The sequence below is a fragment of the Natrinema versiforme JCM 10478 genome, from assembly GCF_000337195.1.
GTDB classification, from domain to species: domain Archaea; phylum Halobacteriota; class Halobacteria; order Halobacteriales; family Natrialbaceae; genus Natrinema; species Natrinema versiforme.
This window is the reverse complement of record NZ_AOID01000049.1, coordinates 1-25,205: the sequence shown is the minus strand read 5'-3', so window position 1 is coordinate 25,205 and position 25,205 is coordinate 1. Positions and strand designations below refer to the sequence as shown.

Here is a 25,205-nt window from a genome sequence, read left to right as displayed (position 1 = left end):
CGACACGGAGCGATGACGTGACATACCTGTCGTTCAGCGAGTGGAACGGCCTATTCCAGTCGATGATAGACTCGTACAACACCGTGAACGACGGCCTCGCGACGTGGGTAGACGGCGTATATGGAGAGATTCAGTCTGGCGAACTCGACACCGAGGACCTGCTGACTCCGCGAGAACTCGCGGAGATGTCGGCCGACGAGGAGGGAATCAATCAGGCGATCGCCGACCTGATGGCGCTCAACATCCCGGTCGACCTCGAGCGCGAAGCGACGATCTCCGTCGAGAGCGAAAACGAGACGGCAACGCTGTCGGGAATGCTCGCGCCGACGACCCCTCCCGCGGACGGAATTCAGTCGGGAGAGACCTACGACCCGTCCACGATGGAGGGAGATATCTATTTCAACTACGATATCTCTCAAGGATCGGCGATCTGGACCGCCTACGACAGCGCAGGCGTCGATGGCGGGACCGTGACGTTCACGAGCGAGCCCTACGGGGGCACGCTGTTCAGGATCAACACGACGGCCGGTGAGCAAGCAACGGTGTCCTCTGGGGACTTCACTCTCGATGACGGCGGGACGCCGGACGACGACACGGACGACGTGTGGACCGTCGACATCTCGGATCCTGTCTCTTATACACATCTCNGGGACGCCGGACGACGACACGGACGACGTGTGGACCGTCGACATCTCGGATCAGGTCGAGACGGCGATTACCGAGATTGACGAGGTGGAGATGGTCGCCGAATCCGGCGATACGAAGTATCAGATGATCATTCTCGATCAGCCATTCACGGTCGAGAAAATCGAGGATAGCGACGGGAATGAGGCCGATTCAATGGAGTTCTCGAACTCCGAGCCGCAGGATGACTCGAACTACATCACCGAGGAAGAATGGCAGGAGATGCAGGAGCGGAATCAGGAATTGATCGACAAATTCGAGCAATCGCAGAACGACGGCGGTTCGATCGTCGATGCTCTAGATCCCGAAGCGCTCGCCCAGGACTACGGTGGCGCGGTCGCCGGTCTCGTCATCATCTTCGTTACCCTATCGACCGTCGTCGGCTATGTGACGGGCAACATCCCCGGGATGGGTGACTGACCGATGCGGCGGATTTTCCTGTTTTCGCTGGTCGTAGCGGCGGCGCTCGCGATGGGCATGGGCGTTGGGCCTGTGGGCGCACAGGACTCCGCGAACGAGACCGCGGAGAACGCGACGGCCGACCTCGAGCACGTCGCCGAGTTCGCCGATGGGGAGCTGGTCATCACAGATTACGAGCTCGAAGACGGAACCGCGACGATCACCTTCGACGCGGAGCGGAGTCGAACGGTCACCGTCTCGGATGCACTCGCCGGTGTGGGCCAAGATGGAGCTGTGCAGGTTCCTGAGCAAGACTACGAGATCGAGCGCGGCGTGACGACGATCTCGATGGACGTACGCGAGTTGCAGGGTGCATCGACGGTCGGCATCTCCGTTGACGGCACGACTGTCCGACTGTCAACCGAACTTGACCAGAACGAAGCGGACCCGTTCGCCACGTTCGGCGGCGAGAGCGGTCTTTTCACCGGCGTTATCATGACGGTCGTCCTCGCCGCAGCGGGCGCGTGGTGGGTCATCCGCTCGGAGAACAGCGGGGTGATCGAGGCATGAGCGACAAGACGAGCGGCACCTTCGGTGGGTGGGCCGATCGACTCACCTACGTTCTCGCCGAGGGTCAGCTAGTCGTCCTCGGTCTCTCGGTGACGCTCGGTGCGCTGTTGCTCATTATCCAGCCGGAGATACCCGGTGTGCCGCCGATCACGAAGGGGATCTTCGCCGCGCTGTTGCTCATGGGGCCGCCACTACTGGGGATGTTCGTCACCGGTGCTCGGAAGCTTCGGAACCGGAACATGGTCGAGGTCTACCACATCAACGGCATCGACGATACCCGCCGGAAGCTCTACGTCGCTCCCGAAGTCTGGAGCGAGAAGACCGTCGAGGGACCGTCGCCGTACCACTGCAACGACGGCGACGCCTTCGAAGTCCGCGAGTTCACCTATCACGAGGACACCGGCCAACTCGTCGTCCGCGGCTGCTACTTCAGCCAGCTCGCCGACTCCAAACTCGTCACCATCAAGGCCATGCTCGAGGACATCCACGGCGACCTCGTCGACGCCTTCCTCGAGTACAATCGGCTTCGCGGCCGCATCTCGAAGATGGGCCTCCAGATCCAGGGCGACGTGATCAACGAGGAGGCCGAAGCTGACGAACGCGGGTTGATGAACCCGCGAACGACGGTGAAGGACCGCTTCGAAGCGGCCAAGGACGACGCCGAAGCCCGCGACGTTGACGAAATCAAGGACATCTCGCAGTACGTCGACGACTACACCGAACAGCACGGGCCACGGACGCCCGTCGAGGCGGACGAACAGGCAGCAGAGCCAGCAGTAACCGACGGAGGAACGGACCGATGAGCGACGAGCAAGACAACTACACGGTCGGCGGCTTCGGAGAGTGGCAGCGCGGTAACCTCGAGCGGGACCCGGACGAAGTACTCCCGCACACGGGGTTCGTCCGCGATGAACAGATCGATCGACAGATGACCGTCCGTGCGCTGCATCACGATCCCGACCACTGGGAAGGAAAGGCAGCAGCGACGTACATGGACGTACAGAAGAACCGTGACATCCTCCGCGGGGAAGGTGGCCACACGGCCCGCGACGCCCTCGAGAACGGCGACACGGTCACGCTGAAACACTACATCGGCGACCCGAGCCAGCAGGCTGACCTTTCGGGTATCAAGGCGATCACGCGCCTGCAGGAGATTGTCGCCGGCCCGGCTCCGGTGATCGTCGTGCTTGGTGAGATGGGAGCCGGGAAAACGAACCTCGCGTGCCTCCTCCTGCAACTGCGTGACCGGTGGGTCAACGGCGATCTCCTCGTCGGCTCGAACATCCGAACACTACCGCGCAACGACGAATGGGTCCGCGACGACGGCACCGTCGAGGATGGCTGGATTCCTCACTACCCGCTCCTCGAGGAATGGGTCGGCCAAGACGGGAACCCGGTCGAGAACTCACAACGGCCGAAAGCGTTCGTCGGTGACGAGTTCAGCACAAACGCCTCGGGAACCGGCGAAGACGGGCAGAAAGTCCGGAAACTGATGGGGCCGCTCGTGTTCAAGATCCGGAAGTACAACGGGATGCTCATCTACATCGGCCATGACGAATCGTCGATTCATCCGATGCTCTGGCGTGTCGGGACGATCATTAAGAAGCCCGATCGCAACGACAAGGGGAAGGCGATCGTCGCCGATCGCATCTCAGGCGGGAAACTGCAGGATGTCGACCCGCGGCCGTTTACCGGCATTCCACCTGCTGACTTCGAACCGCACACGAACGACGAGGCTGATTGGTCGTGGAACGCTCCTGCCGGCGACGAGGACGGACCGGCGATCGCCGAAGGCGAGGTCAAACAGGTAGCTGCGTGGACGATGGAAGAGTGCCGAAAGCAGGGCATGTCGTCCCGCGAAACCGCCAAGTTCGTTCCGTACAGCCACGCTACCGTCTCAAACTGGTGGAAAGACATCGATGACGGCGGAGAAAAGCGAGACTGGGTTGACACCGTCGAACAGGTGATCGCATGACTGCGTCGGGGTGGAAAGCCGTAAAGCGCAACCTGACCCCCTTTAGTATAGAGGCCCACAGCCCACCGCGCTCGCTCCCGATCGGGAGCGAAGCGAGCGATGGGCACAGCGTCTCGCAGCCGGCGGAGGCGTATATATATCGACGCGCGGAGCGCGTGTGTAGGTATAAGGAAAATTATATTTTTGAGAGTAGATTTCGAAAAAATCGCGGCCCGCGCGAAAGGGGGAGCTCGGCATGACCGCACGGCTTCTCGCGACCATCCTATTCGTGGCTCGATCGACCGCTATCGATCTCGCGTACGAACTCCGGCGCGACCTCGAGCGAGGCGTCTTTGACCAACAGACGCTCGTGGTGATCGGTGTCTTCCTGATCGTCGCGATCGTGGCGGTGACCCATCGCGCGTGGGGCCTCTCGGTAACCGCGGGCTCGGTCGGCGGATTGATGACCTACACAGTCGCTCGAGCGGATCGGTGCTGGCGTGATGACCGGAGGGCGGACCTGTGAACCGCTCGAAACGCGCTAATCACTTCGGGACCGCCGTCGAGAAACGGATGGCCGAGAAGCGACGGTTCGACCTCGAGCGGGCCAGTTGGCACGACGCGAGATTCGGGAACGGAACGCCCGTCGAAATCAAATCGACGATGCACGAACACGCCGACGGCCAGCCCGGAAACTGGAAGGTCTACCGGGAGTACCACGAGAAACTCCGGCGTCACGACGGCTGGTACTGTTTCGTCGTCTACCGGCCACATGGGCGGTCAGGTCTCACGCTCCTGCAGGACAAGATGGTTCGGTCGAGCGATCTCCCGCTGCTCCGCTGGCATGGCGGCGGCGATCACCGCGGAACCGAACAGGCGAAGATCCAAATTGACGCTATTTTTTAGCGAGAGCACTGGACACGGGTGAAAACGATAGGGGGAGTGGGGGCCTCCGGAGTGGGGGGAAAGATACGGAGGCAATCGATTAATTTCGGTTATTAGTCTTAATTGTTCGGGACGATATCAGCTGGCCAATAAGTTTATTTTATCGCAAGGTTGAGTTACAGGTGGCGGGGGAAGGATACGGTTGTCTATCCAGAACCGATCCGCTCCGAGACACTCCCTCGCTTCACTTGAGATCGTCTCACCGTGATGCCAATAGCCATATTGTCAAACACCCGATCTCAGACCCACCCCAATTGACACACCACTTGAGGGATGGGGGCTCTAACGCCGGTCTCTGACCGGCGTTTCTCGAGAGATCGAATACTAACAGCGGTATGCTTCTCACATCCAGCAGCCGTACTAAGGGGGAACTCTCACTCGGTTTCGGTGACGACCTCGGTACTGACCTCGAAGGTCACCGCCCGCGTCGAGAGCGTCTCGGCGATCTCCCGACGCTGCTCGAGGGTAAGGTCGTCGCGCTCGAGGACCTGGCGGGACGCTTGGACGAACTTCGGCACGTCGTCGCAGGAACTCACCACGGCTTTCGTCTTGTTGCAGTCGTAGAAGTCAGCTGCACGTTCGATCGCGTCTCGCCGGTATGCGTAGTCACCGTCAGTTCTGATTCGCATACTCGTACACACGACCCCCGAAATCCTAGTTTTTTCGGCTCACTGGACGGCCCATTTCGGCCTGAAATCGGCGGAACGTGTTAGCTATCCAGAGAAGAACGGCGGCTCGAACGACGGATCGGCCCACGATATGCACACGACGAGTCGCGGCTCGTGTGCATATTCGGGAAACGGATTCTGTCGACGTGCAACCCCAGACAATGGGGGAGAGGGAAAGAGAAAATGGAGATCGATTCAGTCTTGATCTTCAATTTCTAGTCCATCTTCTACCTCTACATATTCCATCATGGCGGTTATTGTTTCAGAGGCCATTGCAAGTGTTACTGATGCCTCATGAAGAGATGGAGACCGATTTGGATGATTGACTTCATTTCTTTTCCTACGTAGATAGTCTAGATTCGATAAAACATCTGGATCTTCCCCTCTCTCATTAAATTCGTTCTTTAACTTTCCTAACACTGGTCCCCATGGATCGTCAGCCTCTTCGTTCAGTTCTTGCTTATACCATTTTCGTAAAATGTCTTCGATACTCCTGAGGATCATTATAACACTCGCTGTAGGACAATGTGCTGCAAGGGACATGCATCCCTCCTTCACGTCCTGTTTTGTTTGTTCGGGAAGACGATCCCAAATATCATCTTCAAACAGATCACTAGGTGATTGTAATATCTTTTCGAGGTCGATTACTGGTGCATTGGCAATCGTGAATCGATGTTCCTGAGATAATTCATATCTTAGAACAGTTCGCCAGGTTTCAACCTTATTTGTTAGCCTATTCCCATACCCTGCTGATAAAGTTGGTAGCTCATCGTCGTCAGAGCTACCATCATCGTCTGTACTACCGTCGTCGTCAGCTTCAGCAGCATCCTCATCCTCAGCTTCAACATATTCTTCCTCAAGTTCTCCCTCAAATGAACGGATGCCACTTTTTACTGCAGGAGAGGCCCCTATTGTGTCTAATGTACTCCTCACCTCAGACAATGCATTCATTACATATTCACTGTCTTCAGAATAAGCTGGGTATCTATTGTGCCCTGCCTGTCTCAAATATTGTAGGTTCCAGCCAAGATTAAACGCGCCGTGCAGACTTAGGTGTAGATCCCTATCTTCATCCTCAGGAGACTCCTCGGATGAATCGTCTTCAGGTGACTCCTCAGGAGACTCCTCAGATGCATCGTCTTCAGATGGTTCCTCGGGAAACCCCTCAGATGAAACGTCTTCAGGTGACTCCTCAGGTGACTCCTCAGATGCATCGTCTTCAGGTGACTCCTCAGATGCATCGTCTTCAGGTGACTCCTCAGATGCATTGTCTTCAGGTGACTCCTCAGGAGACTCCTCAGACGAACCGTCTTCAAGTGACTCTTCAGAGGGTTCATCCTCAGTTGACCCCTCTGACATATCATCTTCCGCCTCTGAATTTTCTTCGTCTGTCATACATATCCAACTCCTGTATTGCTGATTAAGTATTGGGATTCTAGTGAATCTCTTTAATTGACGGCAATATTTCCACAATTAGGACATATGATACTGAATTTGATCTCGGCTCTACTGATAAATCGTCGTGAGAATAACCCCTGTTTCAGGTGTTTCAACTGGAGATTCTCGCGCGAAGATGGAGTGGGGGCGCTGTAATTTTTTGGCGCTGTCCCCTTGGGGACACCCGCCAAGGGGGTTTTCGCGCGAAGCGCGAAACGACCCCGCAGGCGTTGCGGTGCGATCGCCGTGCTGACCCCCGCCCTCGAGGGACTGGATACAACCAGAGTTGCAGAAGAAACGGAGGTAGTCAACCTAACTTGCAGAAAAGAGCGAAAACGAGAGCGTTGCCACTATGCAGGCCGCTTCAGCGATCGGCGATCGCGCCGACGAATCCAGATTCGGTCCCACCGCCGGGAGTCTTCCAGGTCAACTCGAGCCCGCGGAGTGCCGTCGGATCGTTCCCCGACTTCGACCACTTCTCGAGAGCCTCACTCGCGATCGTCGCGACGTTCTCGAAGCTATCCGACTTCAGTCGGGAGAGAATCGTATCGATCCGCATCTGCTGGGGCTCGCCGTTCTCGTCGAACTCGAGGTCGGCCCCGTTTGTCGCGAGCCACTCCTGGAACGGCGACGACTCGGCGACGTGATCGGCCAGGCCCATGATGTGCTGCATCCGATCGGCGTAGCTCTCGATCGCGTACTCGGCTGACTCGACGAGTGCTCGAAGTTCCTCGCGGTACTTCCGGGCCCGGAACGATACGTCACCTTGGTCGAGGTCAAGGACCTCACCGAGATCTTCGATCGCCCGGTAGATCGTCGCCGGATGCTTTCCCAGCTCGTCGGCGAGACCGTCGACGGTTGCACCGCCGTCGGTCGCGACCGTTTCCGTGACATCGCGAGCGGTCTCGCCCATGTCTCGCAGCGTCGTCATCAACAGGTGGTCCGACTTCGCCTCGAGGCGCGGGGTAGGATCTTCGTAGAGTTCGACGAGATCGTCTCGAGCGACGGCGTCGAAGTGATCGTCCGCAATGTAGACACCGCTGCCGTCGGGCCCGAGTGGGATGTCTTCCCAGTGGAGCGCGTTCAACAGCGTCTCCTCGATCTGTTCGGTGACCTCGTGGCGATCGGCCCACGCCCATGCCTCGCCGTCGTTCATCGACTTGTTCACCAAGACCTCCACCTTCGGATGGTAGGACGGGTGATCTTTCGATACCGCATCCGGGTCCTTCAGCTGGTAGATCTCGAACTTTCGCCCGTAGGTATGGCCGGGTAGCAGTTCGCCGGCCGACGTAGGGTTCAGGAACAGCCGGTTCTGGTGGTTGATTACCTCCCGGTTGTCGATGTGAAGCTCGGCCTTCACGCCCTCGAGGTCGGAGAGATAGTGCGCGACCTTCTGGAGGACACCGGCCGACGAGAGCTTTTCCGCCCACTCGCGACGGATTCGAACGTACCGCTCGTACGCCCACATTCGACTCGCGTCGTGCGGCTCGGTTCGGAAATACTCTGAATGAATCCGCTCGCCGGCGTGATCGAAGATCGCCCCGAAGAACTCCGGGAGCAACTCGAGTCCGCGCTCGGGCTCGAGGTTGCTCATGTGAAACTCGACGTCCACACCGTCGACCTCGCCGACCTGGTTTTCCCACGGGAGTTGCAGTCGCTCACCGCTTTCCCAGTGGCGCATATCCGGGAACCGCGGACCGATGTTGTACGATGCCTTCCGTTCACCGCGCCCACGGCCCACGATATCCCACTCGTAGAGTCGCTCGGCGTTGATCCCATCCGACAGTCGCGGCGCGAATCCCGACTTGCTGTAGCCCACCTTCAGGTGCCACGGTTCGCCGTCGATCTCCGTGTCGATCTCGAGGTAGCCCTCGAAAGGCGGACCGAGCATCACCGACGAGAGTGCGTCATACGGACCGCGACCCCAATCGGGCCACTTCCAGCGGCCCTCGATCTCGTGCGGCGTCGTCTCGACCTGCGACATCACGCACCACCGGCTTCGGCGAAATCGGCGAGCGTCGCATCCGGATCGTCGTCGGGCTCGTCGTCACCGGTGTCGACGGGGATCGTCGACGGGTCCGGGTGATGGACGACCTCGATATCCTCGAGTTGAGCGACGACCGCGTTCGCGAGCAACCGCCGGTGGCACCACCGAGCGTCTTTTTCCCAGCAAACGAGCCAGATATCCCGCTCGCGAGCGCGATCGGCCAGTTCCGAGATTACCGTCTGTGGACCCGGCTGCTCGAGAGACTGGAGATACCGCCGCTCGTAGTCGACGGAGTCCCACGCGATGGCAGCCGGGTTCGGCTCGCCGTTCTCGTCGGCGGCCTCCTCGACGGCCTTGTACGCGTTCAGGAGATCCTCCGGCGGCGCAACGGCGGGAATATTCCGATCCGTGATCCGGTCCACGAACTCCCGCGGGTAGCGAACCACACCGAATACGTCATCCTCGTCACCGGGCTCGAAACTCGAGTTGAGACCGCCGAAGTAGGTCGTTCGGATGGTCACCGTCGATCACCCACGGTTACCTCCGGATCGACGCCCGCGGGATCGATCACGTGCGACCACGCGAGTTGCGCGACCTCCTGTTCCGAGCGCGAGCCGCCGACCTCGTACCACCGGCCGGCGAGCAACTCGTCGACGAGCGTCGCCGGCACTATCGCCCGTGCGACCTGCGGCAGTCCCGGCCGCGGGAGGTACACCACGAACAGGTACATTCCGCCCGCCTCGAGCAGTTGCTCGTGAGCGGCCCGCTTGACGTAGAACCGGCCGCGAGTCGACCGACTGCCGTTACTCGTCTCTATCTGGCAGCCTTTGATCTCGACCGGAACCGCCGGCTCGACCAGGACGATCCCGTAGAACGGCAGCGACCGACTCGCCTCGAGGACGGTGGTGGTCCGGGCGTCGTGCCAGGTGGCGGTGTGATCGCTGACGTACTCGAGTTCGTCGACGACCTGGACGATCTCCGCCTCGAGGGCGTCGCCGCTGGCTTTCGAACTCTCGAGTTCTGACGCTCGAGAACTCATAACGGCCCCTCCCGTGCGTTCCGAACCGTGCGCGTACACTCCGGGCAGAGCCGACGGAGCGCGTCGACACGGTCACCACAGCGTTCGCACTCGTCGGATTCGACGAGGCGGCTCATCGCGAACCACCGTCTGTTCGGTCAATGCTAGACTGAAGTGAATAGCGGCTGACTTCGAGTACAGGCGTAGATTTTTCCCAACATTTACGGCATCTAATTAGAGAACGCTCACTATGTCCTCCGAGAAGGATTCCGAAATAGGGCAGACAACCTTTGGAATAATTGCCATTTTCACGACTATTGGAGTCGTTGGCGTCGCCCTGACGAACGAGGGAGGGACCTTCGTGACATGGTTCTGGATGGGGATCGGATTGGCCGCAACATGTCTCCTTTATAGACTGGTCATTATTGCTGAACGGATTCTCGATACCACTTAATCGTTCAGTCTCGCTCGAGGACCGGCCACCGTTGGCCCGCACTACCCGATCCTCAAGGGCGCGACGAACGTCCTCATCGGTTGCTTGATGGGCCGGATGGGCGATGGGCGTCCGACTCTCGACATCGTACAGCTGGCTTACCGGAACGAACGCGCTACACATCGCCCTGCCCTCCGTGCCGGCCGGGCGACGTTTCTGGATCGGGGATCGATACGTCGACGCCAGCAGCAGAGCCGCGGGTCAGCCGCGTGTACGTATCGCAGTCGCCACAGCGATGGACTCGGTCGCCGTCGTCACCGAAGACACGGCGGAACCGGTCGGTGACGTGGGCTCCGCAGTGCTGGCACGTCGAGCGGTCGACCGACGGCCACGGCGCGACCGTCACGCTGACCACCTCGTTTCGGCTACTACTTTCGCAAGACAGCGGCGACCTGGAACTAGTGACTGATTCAGTTCAGGTTCAGACGGGGGTAACGAGGAAACAGAAAAGGCACGCCTCGAGTGGTTGAAGCGCCGCTTAGTGGCCGAAGAGGATTCGGCCGAAGTTCGGGTTTTTTGCGGATGGGCCCTGACGGATTCGAACCATCGACCACTCGGTTATGAGCCGAGCGCTCTAACCAGACTGAGCTAAGGGCCCGTCAATCGGGAAAAATCGTGCGCGCTAATTAACGCTTGCTGTCCGGTCCGCTCGAGAAAAAACGGAAGGCCGCTACGCGGACAGGGCCTCGAGTTCTTCGTCGCTGAGTTCGGCCTCGAGCGCCGCCCGAGTATGGGAGTCGAGGATATCCTCGCGCTCCTCGGCGTCGAGTTCGGTGACGGATTCGAAGTGGTGGCACATAGCAGTCGAATGCACGTGCGTATACTCAATAAAGGCTGTTTCAGGCGAGTTGACTGATCGTCCGTCACCTCGAGACGGACGAGATGGGAACCGCCTGCCGGGAGGACATTTCCACGGGTGCGTTGAGAGCGGTGTCTACTTCGGTGCCGACAGAAGCCGATGGACTGCTCGCAACCGGTCTACTCGCTTCCGTAGTCCGCGAGCGTCTGGTCGCTCGCCCCGGTTCGGTGACGCGTCGCCAGTCCGGCGAGGTGGGGCGTCTCGGGGACGATCAGTTCCTCGCAGGCGGTTTCACAGGCGCTCTTGCTCCCGGGCAGACAGAAGACCAGGGTATCGACGGCGATCCCCGCCGTCGCGCGCGAGGCCATCGCTCGCGTTCCGACTTCGTCCCACGAGAGCGATCGGAACAGTTCGCCAAAGCCCGGCAGTTCGCGCTCGAACAGCGACGCGGTCGCCTCGGGGGAAACGTCGTCGACGGTGACACCGGTGCCTCCAGTCGTACACACCACGTCGATATCTCGGCGCGCGACCAGCCCGCGGACGGCGGTCCGGATCGCCGAGTAGTCGTCTCGGACCAAGACTCGCTCTCGAACCTCGTGGCCCGCAGCTTCGAAACACTCCTGGATGGTATCCCCGCCGGGATCATCAGGATCGTCTTCGCCCGCCCGCGAACTCGAGACGGTGACGATCCCGACGAAGAGGGGATCGATGATGTCGTGGCCGTGATCGTCGGTACTCCGCCGGTCGTCGGTATCGCTGGGCATGTACGCACGTCACTGCCGAAAGACGATAATCCCTCCCCCGATGGGAGACGACCTGCAGTTCGACGTGACTGCCATCGTCGACACGCAGCAAAGACGGATCGCTTTCCGTCGTGAATTAGGAAGAAGCGCCGAAGCCAGGACTCGAACCTGGGACAACCTCGTATCTGCGGCGGACAGGCAGTACCTGCATCGCCGTAACAGCGAGGTGCTCTACCATCTGAGCTACTTCGGCTCATCTCGTGATAGTCGGGTGCATTTGATAGGGCTTTCGTTTTCCCTTCCCGCGGTTCGATACCCTTTCACGCACCGCTCGAGTACGGCACCCCAATGAGCGAGGAGGACGCTGACGGCGACGAGCCCAACGATCGAGACGGTGATCGCGACCTCGAGCGGGTCGTCGCCGAGGTGCGAGCGCAGGTCACGCCCGACGCGGACGAACGCGTGCGGCTCCGCGAGGTCGCCGACCGGCTCATGGAGCGAGCCGAACGGGCGGCGACGGAGCGGTGTGACGGAGCCGACGTGTTGCAGGTCGGCTCGACCGCCCGCGACACGTGGATCAGCGGCGATCGGGATATCGATATCTTCGTCCGCTTTCCGCCGGAACTCGACCGCGAATCGCTCGAGGAGTACGGCCTCGAGGTCGGCCACGCCACGCTGCCCGAGGGCCACGAGGAGTACGCCGAGCACCCCTACGTCAAGGGCGAAGTCGAGGGGTTCGACATCGACGTCGTCCCCTGCTTTCGGCTCGAGTCGGCGACCGAGATCCGCTCGGCGGTCGACCGCACGCCGTTTCACACCCAATATCTCCAGCGGCGACTCGACGATGACCTCGCCGACGACGTGCGGGTCACAAAGCAGTTCCTGAAGGGGATCGGCGTCTACGGCAGCGATCTCCGGACCCGCGGGTTCAGCGGCTACCTCACCGAACTGCTCGTCGTCGAGTACGGCGGGTTTCGACCGCTGCTCGAGGCCGCGGCCGACTGGCACCCGCAGGTCGCGATCGATCCCGAAGGTCACGCCCGCGCACGCGAGACGGAAAGGAGGGCGGCCGGCGACGCCGCCAGCCAGTTCGACGATCCGCTGGTCGTCATCGATCCCACGGACCCCGAACGCAACGTCGCCGCCGTCTGCTCGCGGGAAAACGTCGCCCGCTTCCAGCACTACGCCCGCGAGATCCTCGACGCACCGCGTCTCGAGTGCTTCGAGCCGGACGACCACGAGCCGCTGACGGACTCGGAACTCCGCGACCACCTCGAGCGGCGGGGCACCACTCCCGTCGCGGTTCGGTTCGACGCCCCCGACCTCGTGGAGGATCAGCTCTACCCTCAACTTCGGAAGTCCCTCGAGGGAATTACGCGCGGGCTCGACGACCGCGGATTCGATGTCTTCCGGGCGACGGCGATCGCGGACGACAGCGCCGTCATCGTCGCCGAACTCGCGGTTAGCGAGCGTCCCGAAGTCGAGCGCCACGGGGGACCACCGGTCCACGTCCGAGATCACGCCGAGGGGTTCTACGACGCCTACGCGGACGACGCAGACGCCTACGGCCCGTTCATCGAGGGGGACCGATACGTCACCGAGCGTGAGCGGGAGTTCACCACTGCTCGCGAGTTCCTCGAGAGCGACCGGCTCTTCGACGTGGGACTCGGGGCACACGTCGAAACGGCGCTCGAGGACGGATACGACGTGTTACTCGATGAGGAAATCACCACCCTCCTCGCGGAGTTCGGACCGGAACTCGCGGCGTACTTCGATCCCCGGCCCTGAGGACGGACGGCGAGAAATTTAGAGGTCGTCCAGATCGACATCGAGATCGTGTGCCTCGAGAACGTCCTCTAGCGCGGACGCCGCTTTGTCGTCGGGGTCGTCGTCCGGTTCGATCGGTTCGCGGCCGTCGAACGTTTCGTGAACGAGCGCGACGCTATCCGCGAGGACATCCAGTCCGTACCCGCCCTCGAGGACGAACGCCAGCGCGGCGTCGGTGTCGTCGGCGAGGGTTCGAACGCGGTCACTCATCAGGGCGTAGGCTTCCGTCGAGAGTCGGATGCGGGAGATCGGATCGTGACGGTGGGCGTCGAATCCCGCGCTGATGAGGAGGAGGTCGGGATCGAACTCGGTGAGCGCGGCGGAAATCGGTCCCTCGAGGGCGGCCAGATACTCGCTGTCGTCGGTCCCGGCCGGCATGGGAACGTTCATCGTCGTCCCTTCGCCGTCGCCCTCGCCGATTTCGTCGACGTCGCCGGTGCCGGGATAGAGCCCCTGTTCGTGCAGCGAGACGAAGAAGACATCGTCCCGGTCGTAGAAGATGTCCTGCGTGCCGTTGCCGTGGTGGACGTCCCAATCGATGATCGCCACCTGGTCGACGTCGTACGCATCGGAATCGAGGGCGTGCTGGGCGGCGACCGCGACGTTGTTGACGAAGCAAAACCCCATCGCGTTGTCGTAGACGGCGTGGTGGCCGGGTGGGCGACCGATCGAGAAGGGCGTGTTCCGGCCCGTCGCACCCTCGAGAGCCTGTTCGGCGGCCCAGCAGGCGAGCCCAGCGCTCCGGCAGGCCGCGTCCCACGTTTTTTCGACGGCCGTGGTATCGGGGTCCCAACTCCCGCCGCCGTCGGCACAGAACTCACGGACCGACTCGAGGTACTCGCGCTCGTGAACGGCCGCCATCGTCTCGAGATCGCAGGGATCGGCCTCGACGTACTCGACGCCGTGTTTCTTCTTCAACCCCTCTCGGATCGCCCGTAGCCGGTCCGGTGACTCTGGGTGGCGCGAACCGGGATCGTGTGCGAGACAGACCTCGCTGTAGCCGAACTGCATCTGCTCACTCGAACAACGAGAAGTACGTCTCGATGTCGTCGTCGGTGATGGTCCGCCGATCGGCGTGGCGCGCGAGGATCGCCGCCGCGCGAGCGACGTTGTCCGCGTAGTCCTCGAGGATGTCCGCGAGGGCGACGCGGGCGTCCATCGAAACGCGATACCGGTCGTCGATTTCGAGCCGGGCGATGCGGTCGACCGGGGCGACCGGTAACTCGAGGTCGTCCTTGTCGATGACGCGCTCGACGCCGAAATCTTGGGCCATCAGGGTCTTTCGGCCGTCAGCCGTCGCCTCCTCGGCGGCGTCGATCGCGAGTTCGCTCCCGTGTTCCTGAATCCGTGTTGCGAGTTGCTTCGACGCGTCGGCACTCACCCGAAGATCGCCCGCGTTCCGCCGGATGATCGTATCCACCGGGGCGAACGGGAGTTCGACGTTCATATCATGATAGGCGGAGCTAACTCCCTTAACGCTTTTCCTAGGCGGACGATTCGGTTGCTCGCGACCTCAGAACACGTCGTTTGCCTCGAGACGGCCGTCGCGGACGACCCCTCGGGCGGTTACCTCCTCGCCGAGTCCGACGTCGGTGTCGGTCGCGACGCTCATCGTCGTCTCGCCGTCGTCGAGCACGAGCGGGTTGCCCGCCTGGACGACGACACCGGTGAACTCGAGTTCCTCGCCGTCGGACGGGTCCTCCGAATCGTCGTCGGCGTCCGCGCTGGCCGTCTCGGCACTGTCTGCCCCAGCCGCAGCCCCGCCGGACGACTCGGCGTCGGCGGAGTCGACCGTCGCCGATTCCACGTCGGTCCCGTCTCCGTCACCGGCGAATGCCGACAGGCCGGCGTTCTGGTCGCTCGAGCTCTCGGCGTCGTCCCCGGAATCGCTGGAGTCGGCCGAATCGGATTCCAACACCGTGATCGTCGACTGCCAGCCCGCGGAGGCCTCGAGGTCGTCCTGCCAGCCGTCTTGAATCTCGACGTCGCCGAGCGCGACCTCGTCGCCCGGCCCCACGTCGATGTCGGCTTTGTCCCCCCAGAGCGCGACGCGGATGTCGCCGGTAGCGTCCTGGACGCGGATGTTCCGGACTTGTCCCTCAGAGCCGTCGTCGCGGTCGAAGGTTCGCTTTGGATCGGCCGAGCGAACGACGCCCGCGATGTCGACGGTCTGGTCGATCTCGAGGTCCTCGATCGGCGTGTTTTCGGGGACGTACTCGACCTCCTCGTCGACTTCCTCGACAGCGCCGCGGTTGCCGACGTGGAGTTCGAGGCTCCCGTCGCGTTCCTTGACGTAGCCGTCGATTACCTCGACGGTCGTGCCGGCCTCGAGTTCCGTAGCGAGGTCGGCCTGCTCGTCCCACAGCGTCACGCGGATGCGTCCGGTCGAATCCCCGAGGACGAGGTTCGATACCTTCCCCTCGGAGCCGTCGTCGCGGTCGAACGTGCGGACGCTGTCGGTATCGAGCAACAGGCCGACGAGGTTGACGTTCGAGAGTCCGAGCGAGAGGTCGTCGACGGCGTACGTATCGGAGATCTGCACGTCGATTTCGGTGTCCGGATCGGGCTCGACATTGTCGACGCTGACCTCGACGCCGCTAAAGCCCTCCTTGGGTCGGCCCCCGATCCGCAGGACTTGCCCCTCCTCGAGTTCCTCGATCGCGGCTTCGGCGTGTTCGTCCCAGAAGGCTGCCCGCACGGAGCCGGTCTCGTCCGCGACTTCGACGTTGACGACCTGTCCGTCCTCGTCCTCGCCGTCGCGCTCGAAGGTCCGTTTCTCGCCGATCGAGAGCACCTTGGCGACGAACTTCGCCTCCTCCATCCCGGGTTCGATATCGGCGATGCCGCCGACCTCGCTCTCGCCGACCTCGTGAGCGATGAGCATCGCCGCCGTCTCCTCGTCCGCGAGTCCACCCATCTGCTCGACTTTCTCCTCGACGGCCTCGCGAAACTCCTCGAGAGAAACGTCGGCCTCGAGGTCCTCATATACGCCCTCGATGTCGCTCATTCTATGCTCGTGCATGGGTAGCCCGCGCATAAGCGTTATCCATTCGGTGTCTCAGTGCGGTACCGCGTTCGACAGCGACGACGGCCGTGTCCGGCGAATCGGCCGATCCAGACCGTACGGAAACGGCTCGTCGCGGCCGCACTCCGACGGGGCTCGAGCGGGAGAGCATACGCCACGCTGGCCGCCCGACAGTATATAAACGTCAGTACGGGTCACGCGTCGCCAGGACAGTCACCACAACGCATGCGACCCACCGAAAGCGGTCACGCGAGAGTCCGAGTCGAAAATCAAGACTCGAGCGGGCGAAAATGTCGACAAACTGCACCGAAACCCCGTGCCGGCGGGAGTCTTTCGAAAGGGCTTTAATGTTCACCGGGGTATGAAGAGATGAGTCCTGATAGGGTAGTGGACTATCCTCTTGGCTTGCGGAGCCAGGGACCGGAGTTCAAATCTCCGTCAGGACGTTTCTGCCGACACCAAACCGCGAGCGAAGCGAGCGGCTGGTATCGGCGAAACTCTAACATGGAGATTTGAGCAGACGAGTCGCAGCCCGGGAGCGAACGAAGTGAGCGACCCGGAACGTCTCGGCGTGTTCAAATCTCCGTCAGGACGCTCACTTATCGCGAGTGCTTCACGTTGTTCAGCACTCGCTCTTGCGCTCGGTCCTGACGTGCCTTACGCTCGCTGTCGCTCGCGTAAGACTCCGTCAGGACGCTTTTATCGGCACTAAACAATGAGAGTCGAGCCGATCGTCAAGAGACTACCTTTCGGGATCATGGCACGTCTTCGAGCGGGCGCAGTCGCTCTCGAACGTGAAACTGGGTGAGAGGAGTAAGCCCCCTTCTGTTCGTCCCGGCATTCGGCTGAGCGTCCGCGCCGCCCGCGGAAACCGCGGTTCGTTCGGGCTACCACGGCGCGGACTTGCACCGGTGAGGATTCGCCGTTCCATCGCTCCTCGGCCGTCCGTGTGCGGTCGGTCGTGACGAACACGACCTGTGGTTTCGAACCACGTTACTGCGACCGCCACCCTCTGCGGGTCAACTCCCCTTCCTCTCGGTCGGGTTCGCACGCATCATCGGTCGGGCCGAGACGTGTCGTTTCTGTTCCAGAGCCAGCGGTCTCCCGCTCCGGACTTGCGTCCGGTCACCTGCCCGAACAGGTGGGGGGACTTTCCTCGCGAGCGTGATGCATCCCGAAGGGATGGATCACGTTGTGAGCGTGGAGCGACTCGAAGAGTCGGTCCACGTTACGAGCGTGGCGCACCTCGAAGAGGTGGCCGACGTTGTGCGCGTCGGTCACCCGCAGGGGTGCCGACGGCATGGTGGTCGCGCCGTCGCCGGCACGACCATCGCGGCAACCGGGCTCTCTCTCCCACTCGAGATAGGTTCGTCGGGCGAATAAGTCCCCCGGTTGGGACACAAAAAAGCGCCGCGCAGCGAATGGAAGCGTTTTAGGACGACTATCCCCTTGTCCATCTGTATGTCCCAGCGACAGGGCGCAGACCTTTCCTACGAATACGGTGCTCGCGCGGTCGAACTCGCGCGTGAATCCGTCGAATCCTACGTACAACACGGGCAGCGAGAACAACCGGGCAGCATGCGCGAAGCCTTCTACGAGCGAACCGGCGCATTCGTCCGTCTCGAGTCGACTCGCGGCCGGGGGAGCCTGCGAGGCTGTGCGGGTGGCTATCGTTCGGACGACCAGCTCGGTCACGTCATCGTCGACGCGGCGATCGAGGCAGCCAGCGAGGACTCCTGTGGCTCCGAAGTGAGCCCCTCGGAGCTGCCGAACCTGACGGTCTCGGTTTGTACCGTCAAGAACGTCATCCTGACCGACGATCCGCTCGCCGATCTCGAGCTCGGCACCCACGGCGTCGCCATCGACGCCGGCGAGGGCGGCTGGCTCTACCCGACGGTACCGGTCCAGAACGACTGGAGCGCCCGCGAGTACCTCGATCGGACGTGCCGCAAAGCGAAGCTCGCGCCGGGCGCGTGGGAAGACGACGACGTCATCGTCACGCTGTTCGAGGGCCAAGTCTTCCGCGAGCGCGAGGCCGACGGCAGTATCGAAGAAGTCTAAGACGCAATTTCCGAGTCGATTCCTCGGGTGCAGTGTCACTCGAACCTCCGGCCGCCAGATCGATCAGTCGGATCAATGACGTAACCTCCGGAAGGAGGTGTGTGGAACCGAATTACGGATTCACCTCGCCGGTTTCGTCCTCAAGCGAAGTCTCGACCAGCACTACCACCGACTCGAACACCAGTTGAATGGCGATCCAGAATCCGACGAGATTCACGACGATCCCCGCTGCGATACCCCAGATCGAGCCGAACGGTATACCGAACTGAATGCCTATCGCGACGAATTCCGTCAAGCCGACAAGCACGACGAGCCGTCCGAATAGCCAGTTCGCAAGTTCGAACCCCGAATCCGTCGGTTCCGGACTGAACGCAGCCATAGACGTATCTGCCATCCACAGCAGATTTATATTTTACATCTGGGCCGAATAAATATGGGCTGGCTTGGCTACGATCGATCAGTCTCCCGGTTCAAACGACTCTCACTCGAATAGGCCGGACAACGCCGCGACTATCGAACCATCCGTGATTACGCTCCGTCAGGTTCGCTATCACCCAATTACGCCGTCGAATCGTCGAATCCGACGGCCTCGGCGTCCTCGAGACACCGCTCGCTCGCCTCCTCCAGATCGAACTCCCGGACGATGTCGCCGTCACGAATCAGCGGCTCGAGCAGGGAATCGCCCTCGGAGGGCCCCTCGCGGTCGGCGAGGGCGACGTGGTGGCCGCCCTCGGGCGTGCGATAGACGTCTTTGACTCCCGAAAGCTTGCCCCGCTTGGAGATCGGCTCGTCCTCTATTTCGACGATATCGAGGCTGAAGTCAACCGAGTCGGCACTGGTGATGTGGCTGCCGACGCCGAAGCCGTCGGCGACATCGCGCAGGGGTCGGATCGTATCGGGACCGAGGCCGCCGCTACAGAAGATGTCGACGTCCTCGCGGTCGCGGGCGTCGAGTTCCCAGCGGACTTCGCGGATGATGTGGCGGAAGTCTCCCCGGCGCGAACCCGTGGTGTCGATGCGGACGCCGTCGAGGTCATCGCCAAGCGTTTCGGCGGCCAGCAGGCTCTCGCTTTTCTCGTCCCAGAAGGTGTCGACCAGCGCGATTCGGGGCACGTCCGCGCCGACGGCCTCGTCGAACGCCGTCCACGCCTCGGCTTGGTTGCCCTCGCCGAAACAGAACATGAGCGCGTGGGGCATCGTCCCGCCCGCCTCGCGGTCCAGAATCTCGCCCGCCGCGACGTGGGAGAAACCGTCGAGTCCGGCGAGCAACGCGGCTCGCTCGACGGTCGACGCAATCGAGGGGTGGACGTGGCGCGCGCCGAAGGAGAGAACGAGCGAGTCGGGCGCGGCCAGTCGGGCCTCGAGTGCGGCCGTCGCGAAGCCGCTGGGCTGGGAGAGAAATCCGAGCAGTGAGGTCTCGAGTTCGGCGAACTCGAGGTACGGTCCCTCGATCCGGCAGACGGGACCGCCGTCGAACAACTGTCCGTCCGGGAGCGCGTCGATATCGACGTTTCGGCCCTCGAACAGCGTCGCAATGTCTTTGATGCCGGTGAACACGTCGAAGCTGCCGGTCGGGAACTGGTCGGCGGTCACTTCGGCGACGACGTGGGGATTCTTGTCCGCGTGCTCGAGCGTGGCCCGCGTGCGCTCGAAGTAGGCGTCCGTGGCTTCCCCCGCGAGAATCGCTTCCGAGGGAACGGTTCCGAACGGATTTGACATATCGCCGGTTTCCCGCGGGAGGCAAAAAAGCTACCCGTCTGCCGACGTGTGCGCCGGTGGCGTCGTCGACATCGCCCCCGCTGCAGCCGGTTCGGGCCGCGGCGAGACGGGAGTCGGCGGGCCGGTCACCGACTCGAGGGCCGACTGCGACTCGAGCGAGCGAGTCGACCCCGACTCGGCGGCGTGAATCGCCTCGAGGTCGTCGATGGCCGGTGCGCCGACGATTTCGACCGTGTCGTCGGTGACGGCGACGCGATACGCGCCGGCGAAGGACTCGCCGTCGGGAATTCGGTAGACGCCGTCGGCGGCGTCGACCCGTTCGGCTCCGTTGTTCGTGAGAAGCCGGCGGTACGCGTCCGCGAATTCCGTTGCATCCGCGGGGCTCTCCCACGCGAGTCGCCAGACGTGACCGGTCCGGTCAGGGTCGTCCGCGTGCCGGTAGACGCGGATGCTATCGCCGGCCCAGCCCGCGGTCGCGGGGTGGGAGTAGTTGTACTGCGGTGGCTCGGTCGCCCCCGCCGCGAGCGGCCGGTCGATCACGCCGTTGGCCCAGAGCGTCGCGAACAGGGTCGCCTCGCCGACGGTTTCGGTTCGGGGCTCGCCGCCCTCGGTCTCGTCGCCGTCGCTGCCGCTGTCACCGTCGCCAGTGCTGTCGGTGATCGGCCGCCAGTCGTCGCTCGAGCGGTCGGGAACGTCGACGGCGACCGGCTCGGTCTCGGGATAGCGATCGGGGTGGATCAACTGGGCAGTGCTTTGGGGCGGCTCCTCGTGGGCGCGGTCGACGGCGTCCCAGCCGCCGCGGTGGGTGAGATCAGTGACGAACGGCGGCCCTTCGGCGTAGGGCACGTAAATCGAGAGGAAGAGGCCGACGTTGAACGGCCGTTGGGCGAGCGCTTCACCCGACGCCGCCGGCGGCTGGGTGTCGGACAGACACTGCCACTCGTCGCCGCACCGCCGGTCGTAGCGCTCGGGGACGACGGTCGCTTCGCCCTCGAGCAGCCCGTTTTCAGCGCGCAGGCCGTCGATCGTCTCGCTCTGACGGCCGATGCCGAAGTGTTGGTCTTGCAGCGCGTGGGTCAGTTCGTGGACCAGCGTCCGGCGGTCGATCCGGATGTCGTCGGCATCCTCTGCGACGATGACGATCCGATCGTTCACGTAGTAGCCCTGTACGGAGTCGCCGTAGAGGTCGTCGAACGCCTGATTCACGTCCGTCTCGCCGTCGATGAGGAACGCGCCGCGCCAGAGTTCGTTCTCGAACGCCGACGCGTTCTCGGTCCCGGCCCTCTGCCGGTCGCGGAACTCGGCTCGGTCGATCACCTCGAGGGAGACGTCGCGGTCGTACTTCAGCCCGCGAACGACCTCGATCCGGGCCATCGAGCGGTACTTGACGGCCTCGAGTTGGTCCGCGGTGAGGCCGTCGCTCGCGTCGAACTCGAAGACGTCGTCGTGGGAGTAATCGGCGACGCGGCCGAGTTCGCGGTCGGTGTCGAACCCGCTCGAGTTGCCGGGGAGCGCACAGCCCGAGCAGACGACGAGGACGACCACCGCGAACAGTCTGAGCCGACTCATTGGGTGCTCGTTCGTCGAAGCGGTAACGGAAGCGTCGATCCGTCGTGCGGGCGATCAGTCACTCGCGTCGATCACCGCCGGTCCGGCCGCGGCCGATGACGATCCGAGTCCCCACGCCGAGCACGGCGATCGCGATCGCGCTCACTGCGGCCAACGGGCCGAAGCCGGGAACGGTGTCGGTCCCGGTCCCGCTCGAGTCGGTGATCTCGAGGGTGTCCTCGCCCTCGGGTGCGGCACCGGCTTCGACGGTCGGGAGTTCGTCGACCGACGGCGCGCGGACGATCGTCAGCGTCTGCCCGGTTCGATTAAGGTAGTACGCGCCGGCGTAGCCGCCGTCCTCGTCGATCACGTAGGTGTCCTGTCGCCCGTCGACGGGCTCGGCGTCGTGGTTCTCGAGCAGCCGGAGATAGCCGTTGACGAACTGTTGGGTGTCCGTGTTCGACTGCCACTGCGTTCGCCAGACGTAGCCGGCGCGACCGGCCGCCGCAGCCGGGTCGCTTGTATTCTCGACCTCGTCGTTCGTGTAGACGACCAGTTCGTCGCCGGCCCAGCCGTTCGTGTACGAGTGGTTGTAGTCGTAGCTCCCGGTTCCCTGCAGGAGTTCGGTGGAATTGATCACCGAGGGCCGGGCGGAGTCGAGCGCATCGGCGGCGAACATCGCGACCATGCCCGCCTCGCCGACGGTGTCGTTCGCCGTCTCGCCGTCGACCCGGAGCTGTCGCCAGTCGCCGCTCGAGCGGTCGGGGACCGAGACGTTCGCCGGTTCGCGCGCCGAGCCGGGGTGGATCACCGCCGAGGTCGTCGTCGGCGGGTCGTCGTAGGCCGCGTTGACGGCCGACCAGCCCTCGCCCTGATCGCGAAGGTAGTTGACGTAGTCGGGCCCGTCGCTGTAGGGTTGATAGACGCTGAAGTAGATGCCCCAGTTGATGTCGAGCCCCCCGTTGCTCGGTCCGTCGGCGGGCTCGAGACAGTCCCACTCGGTGCCACACCGGTGCTCGTACTCGCGTTCGACCCGGCTGGCGTCGCCTTCGACCAGCCCGTTTCTCGCGGTCTCGCCGTCTTGGGTCGTCCCCTCGAGTTGGGACAGATTGAACCGCTGGTCCTGTAACGCGTGGACAAGTTCGTGCCCGAGCGTGAGTTCGTTCAGTTCGGGCGTGTCGGTGTTTTCGGAGACGATGACGATCTCGTCGGTTTCGGGATCGTAGTAGCCGGCGACCGCACCGCCGTAGACCGTCTCGGCAGCGTCCGAGGCCGTGGTGTTCCGGCCGACGGTAAACAGCGCCTCGTAGCCGACGTTCTGCTCGAGGCGGTTCCCGGAGGAGATGTTCGCAAAGCGGTCGCCGTTCGTCTCCCGGTACTCCTCGCGGGAGATGACGTCGACGGAGACCCGATCGTCGAAGGTGAGGTTGCGGATGCGCTCGACGCGAGCCATCGCCCGGTAGACGACCGGGTCGAGTTCGTCCTCGGCGACGACTGCGGTGGACTGATTGTCGACGGGTAAGTCGTCGTCGTACCAATAGCCCGCGACGTAGCCGATGGTGTCCTCAGTGGTCGGATTCGCGGGACGGTCGTCTTGGGTCGCGGCCGATGTCGTACGTGCGACTGCGGCCGAATCGGCAGCGAGCGCGGAAGACGACCCCGGAGCAGCGGTGACGGAGTCGGATTGGGCCGCGGCCGTGGTCGCCAGCGCCGGACCGGCGAGGCCGCCGGTCGCGAGCAGTACAGCGAGGGTCACTGCGAGGAGGGGGCCGAACGGGCGGGTGCGCGTCGGTCTCATTGGGAGGATTAGCTATCCGTACGAATGGCAGTGCAAAAAGAACGACGGTTGTCCCAGTCGACCGCCGTCGCTGCCGGAGCCGGCGCGAACGTTTTGACGATCCCGACCGTACGACCGCCTAATCATGCACCTCGAGCCAGCCAGTACGGCAGTGGTGGTCGTCGACATGCAAAACGGGTTCTGTCACCCCGAGGGGTCGCTGTACGCGCCGGGGAGCGAGGCGGTCATCGAACCGATCGCCGAGGTAGTCGACCGCGCCCGCGATGCGGGCGCGCGGCTGCTGTTCACCCGCGACGTCCACCCGCCGGAGCAGTTCGACGACGCCCACTACTACGACGAGTTCGAGCAGTGGGGCGAACACGTCCTCGAAGGGTCCTGGGAGGCCGAGATCGTCGACGAACTCCCCGTCGAAGACGCCGACAACGTCGTCGAGAAACACACCTACGACGCCTTCCATAACACCGAACTCGAGGGATGGCTGAACGCCCGCGGGATCGACGATCTCGTCATCTGTGGCACCCTCGCGAACGTCTGCGTGCTCCACACCGGCGCCAGTGCGGGCCTGCGGGACTTCCGCCCGATCATGGTCGAGGACTGTATCGGCGCGATCGAGGACGACCACCGCGAGTACGCCCTCGAACACGCGGCGTGGCTGTTCGGCGAGGTCGAGTCGAGCGAGGACCTCGAGTTCGCCTGAGTGAGGCAGCCGTTCCATTCGATCCACACCGACATCCGAACGAGCCGGACAACGCTGGGTCTCGAGTTGCAGTGTTTTACCGAGCCGGCTCCAAAGACAGCCTATGACCGCGCGCCTTTCGCGACAGTCGGTACCGATGATCCGACCGCACCTCGAGCCGACGGACGGTGAACGCGAATGAACAGACAGCAGCTACGACCGGTTTACATCGTCGGGATCGCACTCAACGCGATCGCGTTCACGTACGCCGTGACGAACGGCACGTGGCTGTACGCCGGCGCGTTCGTGTTCGTCGCGGTCTATCTCGTCGTTCGCCTTCGGATGCTGTCCGCCGATACGTAGCCTCGAGCGGCCCGCTCGAGGAGGAGATATAAACACAGTGTCGGCCGGGACGAACCGACGGTGCGAGGGTAGCCGTCAGTGAATAGCTTTTACTACCGAAGCGCCGACCCACCGATATGGAAACGCGGCGAGCGCGGCTCACAGCCCGGGGAGACGGACCGCGGTGTGACTCGAGGCCGGCGGAGGGAGGCACTTGAACGAACAACAGCTGCGGCCCGCGTACTTAGCGGGGATCGGAATCAGCGCGTACGCGCTCTGGTATTTCGCCACGGCCGGCTCTTCCCTTCCCGCCGTCGCGTTCGGGGTCGTTCTAGCCGTTTTCGTGGTTCGGCTTCGACAGTTGACTGCCGATTCCTGACGCCCCAGCCTTGTGGATGTATCGCGATGAAACTTGAGGTTCAGACTATCGTAAGCGTTAGAAATAATTGCCCACTTTTGGAATCGAAAGTTGGTCTAGAGCGGTATCGATCGCGGGGGTCAGTTGCTCAAGC

Annotated in this window: 26 protein-coding genes, 3 tRNA genes and 1 other RNA gene; 12 read left to right on the top strand and 18 right to left on the bottom strand. The window is 62.7% G+C overall.

Annotation, left to right across the window (positions count from 1 at the left end; translation table 11 throughout):
* The first annotated feature begins 732 nt into the window (after window positions 1–732).
* The 6 genes from C489_RS16255 (at window position 733) to C489_RS16230 (ending at window position 4,513) form a co-directional block, all read left to right on the top strand.
* The gene (locus C489_RS16255) at window positions 733–1,104 is read left to right on the top strand and encodes a hypothetical protein (RefSeq protein WP_152423174.1); all 372 of its coding nucleotides are present in this window, start codon (window positions 733–735) and stop codon (window positions 1,102–1,104) included.
* A gap of 3 nt (window positions 1,105–1,107) precedes the next feature.
* A complete protein-coding gene (locus C489_RS16250) occupies window positions 1,108–1,653 on the top strand; it encodes a hypothetical protein (protein WP_006432412.1) in 546 nt (181 codons plus the stop codon).
* Complete coding sequence (locus C489_RS16245; protein WP_006432411.1) at window positions 1,650–2,456, top strand: hypothetical protein; 807 nt, start codon at window positions 1,650–1,652, stop codon at window positions 2,454–2,456. Before C489_RS16250 ends, C489_RS16245 begins: the two co-directional genes overlap by 4 nt.
* Window positions 2,453–3,628, top strand: a complete 1,176-nt coding sequence (locus tag C489_RS16240; protein ID WP_006432410.1) for a hypothetical protein — start codon at window positions 2,453–2,455, stop codon at window positions 3,626–3,628. The genes C489_RS16245 and C489_RS16240 overlap by 4 nt, the downstream gene beginning before the upstream one ends.
* 235 nt (window positions 3,629–3,863) lie before the next feature.
* Complete coding sequence (locus tag C489_RS16235; RefSeq protein ID WP_049890959.1) at window positions 3,864–4,133, top strand: hypothetical protein; 270 nt, start codon at window positions 3,864–3,866, stop codon at window positions 4,131–4,133.
* Window positions 4,130–4,513: a hypothetical protein gene (locus C489_RS16230; protein ID WP_006432409.1), complete on the top strand. Its 384-nt coding sequence runs from the start codon at window positions 4,130–4,132 to the stop codon at window positions 4,511–4,513. Before C489_RS16235 ends, C489_RS16230 begins: the two co-directional genes overlap by 4 nt.
* A gap of 413 nt (window positions 4,514–4,926) precedes the next feature.
* On the opposite strand, the gene C489_RS16225 is transcribed toward C489_RS16230, so the two are convergent.
* From C489_RS16225 to C489_RS16205, 5 genes are all read right to left on the bottom strand, one after another.
* The gene (locus C489_RS16225) at window positions 4,927–5,181 is read right to left on the bottom strand and encodes a DUF7692 domain-containing protein (RefSeq protein WP_006432408.1); all 255 of its coding nucleotides are present in this window, start codon (window positions 5,179–5,181) and stop codon (window positions 4,927–4,929) included.
* 234 nt (window positions 5,182–5,415) lie between these two features.
* Window positions 5,416–6,615: a hypothetical protein gene (locus tag C489_RS21635; RefSeq protein ID WP_152423173.1), complete on the bottom strand. Its 1,200-nt coding sequence runs from the start codon at window positions 6,613–6,615 to the stop codon at window positions 5,416–5,418.
* A 406-nt stretch (window positions 6,616–7,021) separates the two neighbouring features.
* Complete coding sequence (locus C489_RS16215; protein ID WP_006432406.1) at window positions 7,022–8,641, bottom strand: DUF7845 domain-containing protein; 1,620 nt, start codon at window positions 8,639–8,641, stop codon at window positions 7,022–7,024.
* On the bottom strand, window positions 8,641–9,165 hold the full coding sequence (locus C489_RS16210; protein WP_006432405.1) for a DUF488 family protein, N3 subclade: 525 nt from the start codon (window positions 9,163–9,165) through the stop codon (window positions 8,641–8,643). The genes C489_RS16215 and C489_RS16210 overlap by 1 nt, the downstream gene beginning before the upstream one ends.
* Complete coding sequence (locus C489_RS16205; protein ID WP_006432404.1) at window positions 9,162–9,683, bottom strand: hypothetical protein; 522 nt, start codon at window positions 9,681–9,683, stop codon at window positions 9,162–9,164. Before C489_RS16205 ends, C489_RS16210 begins: the two co-directional genes overlap by 4 nt.
* Before the next feature lie 229 nt (window positions 9,684–9,912).
* Between C489_RS16205 and C489_RS21370 the strand changes: the two genes are divergently transcribed.
* The gene (locus C489_RS21370) at window positions 9,913–10,116 is read left to right on the top strand and encodes a hypothetical protein (protein ID WP_006432402.1); all 204 of its coding nucleotides are present in this window, start codon (window positions 9,913–9,915) and stop codon (window positions 10,114–10,116) included.
* Between the two features lie 154 nt (window positions 10,117–10,270).
* On the opposite strand, the gene C489_RS16195 is transcribed toward C489_RS21370, so the two are convergent.
* From C489_RS16195 to C489_RS16180, 5 genes are all read right to left on the bottom strand, one after another.
* The gene (locus tag C489_RS16195; protein ID WP_006432401.1) at window positions 10,271–10,510 is read right to left on the bottom strand and encodes a DUF7563 family protein; all 240 of its coding nucleotides are present in this window, start codon (window positions 10,508–10,510) and stop codon (window positions 10,271–10,273) included.
* Window positions 10,511–10,678: 168 nt separating this feature from the next.
* Window positions 10,679–10,753 (bottom strand) — tRNA-Ile (locus C489_RS16190).
* Between the two features lie 72 nt (window positions 10,754–10,825).
* Window positions 10,826–10,954 (bottom strand): hypothetical protein, encoded by a 129-nt coding sequence (locus C489_RS22890; protein WP_275039579.1) that lies wholly within the window; start codon window positions 10,952–10,954, stop codon window positions 10,826–10,828.
* A gap of 179 nt (window positions 10,955–11,133) precedes the next feature.
* Entirely contained in the window at window positions 11,134–11,718 is a 585-nt protein-coding gene (locus tag C489_RS16185; RefSeq protein WP_006432399.1) for a MogA/MoaB family molybdenum cofactor biosynthesis protein, read from the bottom strand.
* Between the two features lie 126 nt (window positions 11,719–11,844).
* Window positions 11,845–11,950, bottom strand: a tRNA-Asn gene (locus C489_RS16180).
* 95 nt (window positions 11,951–12,045) lie between these two features.
* On the opposite strand from C489_RS16180, the gene cca reads away from it, so the two are divergent.
* Window positions 12,046–13,485 carry a CCA tRNA nucleotidyltransferase gene (gene cca / locus C489_RS16175; protein WP_006432398.1) on the top strand — a complete coding sequence of 480 codons (1,440 nt, stop codon included), beginning with the start codon at window positions 12,046–12,048 and terminating at the stop codon, window positions 13,483–13,485.
* 18 nt (window positions 13,486–13,503) lie between these two features.
* On the opposite strand, the gene C489_RS16170 is transcribed toward cca, so the two are convergent.
* From C489_RS16170 to C489_RS16160, 3 genes are all read right to left on the bottom strand, one after another.
* Window positions 13,504–14,535 carry a histone deacetylase family protein gene (locus C489_RS16170; protein ID WP_006432397.1) on the bottom strand — a complete coding sequence of 344 codons (1,032 nt, stop codon included), beginning with the start codon at window positions 14,533–14,535 and terminating at the stop codon, window positions 13,504–13,506.
* A 4-nt stretch (window positions 14,536–14,539) separates the two neighbouring features.
* Entirely contained in the window at window positions 14,540–14,971 is a 432-nt protein-coding gene (locus C489_RS16165) for a histone family protein (protein WP_006432396.1), read from the bottom strand.
* A gap of 66 nt (window positions 14,972–15,037) precedes the next feature.
* The gene (locus tag C489_RS16160) at window positions 15,038–16,531 is read right to left on the bottom strand and encodes a single-stranded DNA binding protein (protein WP_006432395.1); all 1,494 of its coding nucleotides are present in this window, start codon (window positions 16,529–16,531) and stop codon (window positions 15,038–15,040) included.
* 391 nt (window positions 16,532–16,922) lie between these two features.
* Here C489_RS16160 and C489_RS16155 point away from each other — a divergent pair.
* Window positions 16,923–16,995 (top strand) — tRNA-Arg (locus C489_RS16155).
* A gap of 356 nt (window positions 16,996–17,351) precedes the next feature.
* Here the strand turns inward: C489_RS16155 and rnpB are convergent.
* An RNA gene (gene rnpB, locus C489_RS16325) (RNase P RNA component) lies at window positions 17,352–17,725 on the bottom strand.
* A gap of 285 nt (window positions 17,726–18,010) precedes the next feature.
* On the opposite strand from rnpB, the gene C489_RS16145 reads away from it, so the two are divergent.
* Window positions 18,011–18,610: a TIGR00296 family protein gene (locus C489_RS16145; protein ID WP_006432394.1), complete on the top strand. Its 600-nt coding sequence runs from the start codon at window positions 18,011–18,013 to the stop codon at window positions 18,608–18,610.
* A gap of 112 nt (window positions 18,611–18,722) precedes the next feature.
* Here C489_RS16145 and C489_RS16140 read toward each other — a convergent pair whose 3' ends face one another.
* The 4 genes from C489_RS16140 to C489_RS16125 form a co-directional block, all read right to left on the bottom strand.
* A complete protein-coding gene (locus C489_RS16140; RefSeq protein ID WP_006432393.1) occupies window positions 18,723–18,989 on the bottom strand; it encodes a hypothetical protein in 267 nt (88 codons plus the stop codon).
* Between the two features lie 179 nt (window positions 18,990–19,168).
* On the bottom strand, window positions 19,169–20,329 hold the full coding sequence (locus tag C489_RS16135; protein WP_006432392.1) for a nicotinate phosphoribosyltransferase: 1,161 nt from the start codon (window positions 20,327–20,329) through the stop codon (window positions 19,169–19,171).
* A gap of 30 nt (window positions 20,330–20,359) precedes the next feature.
* The gene (locus C489_RS16130; RefSeq protein WP_006432391.1) at window positions 20,360–21,898 is read right to left on the bottom strand and encodes an Hvo_1808 family surface protein; all 1,539 of its coding nucleotides are present in this window, start codon (window positions 21,896–21,898) and stop codon (window positions 20,360–20,362) included.
* 58 nt (window positions 21,899–21,956) lie between these two features.
* Entirely contained in the window at window positions 21,957–23,675 is a 1,719-nt protein-coding gene (locus C489_RS16125; protein ID WP_006432390.1) for an Hvo_1808 family surface protein, read from the bottom strand.
* 124 nt (window positions 23,676–23,799) lie between these two features.
* On the opposite strand from C489_RS16125, the gene C489_RS16120 reads away from it, so the two are divergent.
* Together C489_RS16120 and C489_RS22270 are read left to right on the top strand one after the other, a co-directional pair.
* Window positions 23,800–24,372 carry a cysteine hydrolase family protein gene (locus C489_RS16120; protein ID WP_006432389.1) on the top strand — a complete coding sequence of 191 codons (573 nt, stop codon included), beginning with the start codon at window positions 23,800–23,802 and terminating at the stop codon, window positions 24,370–24,372.
* A gap of 177 nt (window positions 24,373–24,549) precedes the next feature.
* Window positions 24,550–24,714, top strand: coding sequence for a hypothetical protein (locus C489_RS22270; RefSeq protein ID WP_006432388.1), 165 nt, complete (start codon window positions 24,550–24,552; stop codon window positions 24,712–24,714).
* Window positions 24,715–25,205: the final 491 nt, after the last annotated feature.